Origin of the sequence: Romboutsia timonensis, assembly GCF_900106845.1 — a bacterium.
Taxonomy (GTDB): domain Bacteria; phylum Bacillota; class Clostridia; order Peptostreptococcales; family Peptostreptococcaceae; genus Romboutsia; species Romboutsia timonensis.
In genome coordinates this window covers 1,918,338-1,924,386 of the sequence record NZ_LT629850.1, presented here as the reverse complement: position 1 = coordinate 1,924,386, position 6,049 = coordinate 1,918,338, and the positions used below count along the sequence as shown (strand labels likewise).

Here is a 6,049-nt window from a genome sequence, read left to right as displayed (position 1 = left end):
CCAAATAAATATTGAATTAAAACTATTTTTATTAAAACAACTGGATCTATACTTGGAGCTCCTAACGGAGAGTATAAGTCTTTTACTTTATCATAAATAAAACTAAAATCTATTGCATTTTCTATTTTTCTTACTAGATGATTTTCAGGAACTAATCTATCTAATATCACATTTATTTCATCTTCTCTAAAATCTTCTTTTCTTATAGTTAACATATTTATCACCTCATAAAGAGTATTGACAAAAATAAAAGAGCGTAGACTTTGTCTACGCTCTGAGAGGCTTTTAAAGCCTCTTTTTTACGCTTAAGGATATTATAATACTTAAAAAATGTGGACAACTTATGAATGTAAGTAATATCAATAAGTTGGTTTTGAGCGTAAAAAAGATTTTGAGCAACGGACGAAGTCGTTGGCGACATGAGCGAAGCGAATTTTTTATATGTAAATTTATAATTTATTTTAGTTATGGTTAAAATATAAATGCTAGTATTAATGAGAAAATTAGCCAAAACATAGAAAAAATAATAGTAGTAAATTTATTAGATATGGACAACTTAAAGATATACAAAATATAAAAGAAAGGAAATTATCATGACAAGTAAAAGAGAAGAATTAGATAATAATAAAGAAATGAATAAATTATTAAAAGACAATTCAGGTAAAATGGAAATAGCAAAAGAAATACAATCAAATAAAAAAATATCAGAAATAGTAGGAGATAGATTAGCGAGAAAAAGACATTTTCCTCCGTGTTAAAAATAATTAGTTAGAGGAGTGAATAAATTGAGCGATAGCAGATTTTATAACGGTCATTATAATGACGCCCTACAATATACTAAAGATATATTAAAGAGTAGTTCCTCTATAGATGAAATAATAATAAATGTAGACAATATTAAAGATAATAATGAGAACAAGGATAATAAAGAAAAAAATTAAACGTGGTAAATTTTTACCACGTTTTTTGAGAGTATAAAAATTCTTATTTAAGATATGAAAAGCAGGAAAATATAGAGCTTATAGTAGTAACTTACTACAGGCTCTATATTTTTTATGTTAAAAATTAAATTATTTTAAATATCAAGATTATAGTAGTATTAATAATTAATTTGGTTTAAAATTAATTATTGGAGGAATGAGCATGGATAGAAAATATATAATGGCATTAGATCAAGGAACAACTAGTTCAAGAGCTATTTTATTTGATAAAGAAGGAAATGTAGTTGCAACTTCTCAAAAAGAATTCACTCAGTTTTATCCAAAGGTTGGATGGGTTGAACATAATCCCATGGAAATATGGGGAAGTCAAAGCGGAGTAATGAGAGAAGTCTTAGAAACTAATTCTATAAGACCAGAAGAAGTTTGTGCAATTGGAATAACAAATCAAAGAGAAACTACAATAGTTTGGGAGAAAAGCACAGGAAAACCAGTATACAATGCTATAGTATGGCAATGTAGGAGAACATCTGAAATATGTGATGAGTTAAAAGAAAAAGGATATGAAAAATTAATAAAAGATAAAACTGGATTAATTCTTGATGCGTATTTTTCAGCTACTAAAATAAAGTGGATACTAGATAATGTTGAAGGCGCAAGAGAAAAAGCAGAAAATGGAGAACTGTTATTTGGTACAGTAGATACTTGGTTAATATGGAATCTAACTCGTGGAAAGGTTCATGTAACAGATTATACAAATGCAGCAAGAACAATGCTTTATAATATAAAAGAATTAAAATGGGATGATGAAATATTAGAAATATTAGATATACCAAAGTCTATGCTACCAGATGTAAAGCCATCAAGTTATATATATGGTCACACTGATGAAGGTATGTTATCAGGAGCACAGATACCAATAGCTGGATGTGCAGGAGATCAACAAGCAGCTTTATTTGGACAAACATGTTTTGAAGAAGGAAGTGCTAAAAATACTTATGGAACAGGATGTTTCATGCTTATGAACACTGGAGAAAACATAGTTGAGTCAAAGCATGGATTATTAACAACTATAGCTTGGGGTGTTGATGGTAAAGTAGAATATGCGCTAGAAGGAAGTATATTTATAGGTGGAGCATCTATACAATGGTTAAGAGATGAACTTAGAGTATTATATGATGCAAAACAAAGTGAATTTTATGCAAATAGCGTAAAAGATACTAATGGAGTATATGTAGTTCCAGCATTTGCAGGACTGGGAGCACCATATTGGGATATGTATGCAAGAGGAGCTATAATGGGTCTTACTCGAGGTGCCAATAGAGCCCATCTAGTGAGAGCAACACTTGAATCAATAGCATACCAAGTTAAGGATGTATTAAATGCAATGCAAGAAGACTCTGGTCTTAAGCTAAAAGATCTTAGAGTTGATGGAGGAGCAAGTAGCAATAATTTTTTAATGCAATTCCAATCTGACATACTGGATGTAAATATCGATAGACCGAAAGTTGTAGAAACTACAGCACTAGGAGCTGCATATTTAGCAGGTCTTGCAGTAGAGTTTTACAATAATAAGGATGAAATAAAAAAATCTTGGATTATAGATAGAGAGTTCATACCTAATATGAGTGATGATAAGCGAAATTTACTATATAAAGGATGGAAAAAGGCAGTAAGTAGATCTCTTTTATGGGCTAAAGAAGATGAAGAGTTTAGAGATGAGTTATCACGTATAGATAGTTAGAATAAAATAATATATAAAACATATAAAAAGTCGCTAAATTAGCGACTTTTTATATTAAGGCAAGGGAAAATAAAACTATTATAAATGGTAATATAAAGAATATTTTTCCTTTAATTGTACCGATATTTACAGTCCATCCAGCACCAAATCTTTTATTAACGAAAAGTGATGGATCATCTGGATTATTATAAATACAACCAAATATCCATAATGAATCATCATCATCAATAGAATAAACAGCATTCTTACTTTTATTAGGAGATTTATAATATAGATACATTTGATAATTTGCAGTTAAAATAATTATAATGGTAGTTGGCCATAAAATTAAAGGATTCACACTGCTTGCATTCATAGTAGCAATAAGTATATCTATAAATAAAACTTCACATCCTATATTTAAAACTAAAAAAGTAAATCCAAACATATTTAAATAATGTAAATGAGCTTTTTTACTATTATCTATAGAATTAATAGATAATTTAGCTCTAGTTTTTAATGAAGATATAGATGATATATAAATAACAACTCCAAGGCCAATCATCATACCTACAATAGCAAGTATTTTTATAAAGGATTTATCAGCAAATGCATCTGCATTTCCACTAGGTCCCCAGTGAGTAGGGATAGTATCTGGTATAGATTTATAATTAGATAATACATATATTCCAACTAAAGTAGCTACTATTATAGGAATTGTAAATAATAACGAATACTTTTTTACTATTTTATTTTTCTCTTGAATAAACTCTGTATCTAATATAACTTTAGTTTTTTCTAAATCTAAATCATATATATTAAGTGATAACTCAGATTTTAATGATTTAACTTTATTATGAATATTTATATATACAAAAAAGCTATACAAACAAAAAGCTAACATTGGCAAAATTGAAGAAGTTACATATGCCTTAAATATATAAATAGATGCTAACTCAAGTATTAAAGATATTATAAAACCAATAGTTGTAAATAGTTTATATTTTTTATCTAAATTTTTAAATTCATCTTTGTTAAAGTAATCAGAGTTTAAGCTAATTCCATAAAATTGTCTTTTACCGCTTAAAGCTTGAGTAAGATAAGTTAATATATATAGTAAAAATAAAGTTGGAACATTAATAATTAAAGCTAAAGTACTATTCATAATCTTTCACCTCGTATTTATCAAATAATTTATTGCTATAATCTAAAAATTCTTCACGAGACATTCCTAAAAGGTAACTTTGAGCTACTAGAAGATCTAACATAGATTCAATTTTGTCAACATTAAAATCAGTTTTATCTAGTGGTAGTTTATTTACAATTGCACCTTTTCTTCTATCTATATTTATGTACCCTTCATCTTTAAGTAAGTTATAAGATTTATTAACTGTATGGAGATTTACTCCTATTTCTTCAGCCATATTTCTTACTGATGGTAAAGATTCATTTATTTTTAAATCACCACTGGCAATAGATTTAATTATTTGTTCTCTAATTTGAGTATAAATAGGAACATCACTATTAAAATCTAAATTTAAAATCATTTTTAAACCTCCATAATATTTCTAATCATTGTTATATATATTATATAACAATGATTAGAAATATTACAAGTATGAATTATAAAGAAATATTAGAAAGGGAAATTTTTTGAAAAATTTACTGATTTGTAAGCTAAAGCAAACTAGTAAGACTATAAATACTAAGCAGGTTATATAGTAAGTTGTTAAGAGACTTTAAAAGAGATATTTAATGAATATAGCTTAAAATATATAGTATATAATAAAAAATAAATTTAATTTATAAAACTTATTTACAATATTCGACGGGTATGCTAATATAGCTTTAATAAAATAAATAGGACCTTTAATCCAGTTCAGAGAAGCTGGCAAGGTTTTCGGATATGAAAATTATAGTATTTTAATAAGTATACATATATATAATTATAGTATAAAAATATATTGGAAATATTTATTAAAATTATAAGAAAACCTCTTGCTTAGCAAGAGGTTTTTTGTTTAGGTACTTATAAAAAGGAGAATATTTATGAGTAAAAAACATCAAGACCACGATTATTCACTAGAAGCAATACCAAATAGTGATAAAAAAGGATTTATATCAATGCTAGTTGTAATGTTAGGATTTACATTCTTCTCAGCGAGTATGTTAGCAGGAGGAAACTTAGGTACAAGTCTTAGTATGGAGAAGTTTATAACTGCAGTAATTATAGGTAATATAATACTTTGTGTATATACAGGACTTTTAGCTTATATGGCAGGTGATACAGGGCTTTCAACGCACTTACTTGCAAGATATTCATTTGGTGAAAAAGGTTCATACCTTGTATCATTTTTAGTATCAGCAACACAAGTAGGTTGGTTTGGTGTAGGGGTTGCAATGTTTGCTATACCAGTATCAAAGGTTACAGGAATTAACGTAGGTATATTAGTTTTGGTATCAGGTTTATTAATGACAGCTACGGCTTTCTTTGGAATGAAATCACTAACAATACTAAGTATGATAGCAGTTCCTTCAATAGCAATACTAGGTAGTATATCAGCAGGGAAAGCTATAGGTGATGTTGGTGGAATTACAGGATTACTATCAATAAAACCGACAGGAACTATGACTATGAGTGCAGCACTTGCATCAGTAGTAGGTACATTTATAAGTGGTGGAACATTAACAGCAGACTTTACAAGATTTTCTAAAGATAAAAAGACAGCTGTAAGTACTACTGTAATAGCTTTTTTAATAGGAAATTCATTAATGTTAGCATTTGGAGCTATAGGAGCAATGGCTACAGGTCAATCAGATATAGCAGAAGTAATGTTTATGCAAGGTCTTATAATACCAGCAATAATAATACTTGGGCTTAATATTTGGACTACTAATGATAATGCGCTTTATGGATCAGGGCTTGGATTTTCAAATATAACAAAGCAACCAAAAAGTAGAATGGTTATAATAAATGGTATAGTAGGTATTTTATATTATATATATAAAATAGAACTAAAAATAGAGGAGTTTAAATATATATTGTCTAATATGTAATTAATATAAATTCTAAATTTCTTATAATAAACAAAATAATTTAAAATAGTAAGATATTACATACTATAATAAACTCTTTAATGTAAAAAATAATATTAAATTTACATTGAGGAGGAACTAGATCATGAAAAAAGGATTAATACCTGTTACATTAGGAGTAGCAGTAACTATGGCAGGATTATCAGTAGATGCTAATCAATCTAAACAAAGAAGATTTAGATCTCGCGATTACGCAAATATGACAGGAGCTTTATTAGTAGGAGCAGGTGTTGCTCATATTGCATTAGGTGCAATAGATATGTTAAAAGAATAGTAAGAAAAGGTATAGGGA

The 6,049-nt window shown here is 27.9% G+C and carries 7 protein-coding genes and 1 pseudogene; 5 read left to right on the top strand and 3 right to left on the bottom strand.

Going from position 1 to position 6,049, the window contains the following annotated elements; genetic code table 11:
• A pseudogene (locus tag BN7997_RS11765) lies at window positions 1-215 on the bottom strand (IS5/IS1182 family transposase); the annotation flags it as partial.
• A gap of 378 nt (window positions 216-593) precedes the next feature.
• Here BN7997_RS11765 and BN7997_RS15640 point away from each other — a divergent pair.
• From BN7997_RS15640 to glpK, 3 genes are all read left to right on the top strand, one after another.
• On the top strand, window positions 594-758 hold the full coding sequence (locus BN7997_RS15640; RefSeq protein WP_154665254.1) for a hypothetical protein: 165 nt from the start codon (window positions 594-596) through the stop codon (window positions 756-758).
• Between the two features lie 27 nt (window positions 759-785).
• Complete coding sequence (locus tag BN7997_RS15635) at window positions 786-941, top strand: hypothetical protein (RefSeq protein WP_154665253.1); 156 nt, start codon at window positions 786-788, stop codon at window positions 939-941.
• A gap of 202 nt (window positions 942-1,143) precedes the next feature.
• On the top strand, window positions 1,144-2,682 hold the full coding sequence (gene glpK, locus BN7997_RS11760; protein ID WP_071120962.1) for a glycerol kinase GlpK: 1,539 nt from the start codon (window positions 1,144-1,146) through the stop codon (window positions 2,680-2,682).
• 49 nt (window positions 2,683-2,731) lie between these two features.
• On the opposite strand, the gene BN7997_RS11755 is transcribed toward glpK, so the two are convergent.
• Together BN7997_RS11755 and BN7997_RS11750 are read right to left on the bottom strand one after the other, a co-directional pair.
• Window positions 2,732-3,826, bottom strand: coding sequence for a DUF5808 domain-containing protein (locus BN7997_RS11755; protein WP_071120961.1), 1,095 nt, complete (start codon window positions 3,824-3,826; stop codon window positions 2,732-2,734).
• Window positions 3,819-4,208, bottom strand: a complete 390-nt coding sequence (locus BN7997_RS11750) for a GntR family transcriptional regulator (protein ID WP_071120960.1) — start codon at window positions 4,206-4,208, stop codon at window positions 3,819-3,821. The genes BN7997_RS11755 and BN7997_RS11750 overlap by 8 nt, the downstream gene beginning before the upstream one ends.
• Window positions 4,209-4,710: 502 nt before the next feature.
• Here BN7997_RS11750 and codB point away from each other — a divergent pair.
• Window positions 4,711-5,718 carry a cytosine permease gene (codB, locus tag BN7997_RS11745; protein ID WP_330385879.1) on the top strand — a complete coding sequence of 336 codons (1,008 nt, stop codon included), beginning with the start codon at window positions 4,711-4,713 and terminating at the stop codon, window positions 5,716-5,718.
• 124 nt (window positions 5,719-5,842) lie between these two features.
• A complete protein-coding gene (locus BN7997_RS11740) occupies window positions 5,843-6,031 on the top strand; it encodes a hypothetical protein (RefSeq protein ID WP_071120959.1) in 189 nt (62 codons plus the stop codon).
• Window positions 6,032-6,049: the final 18 nt, after the last annotated feature.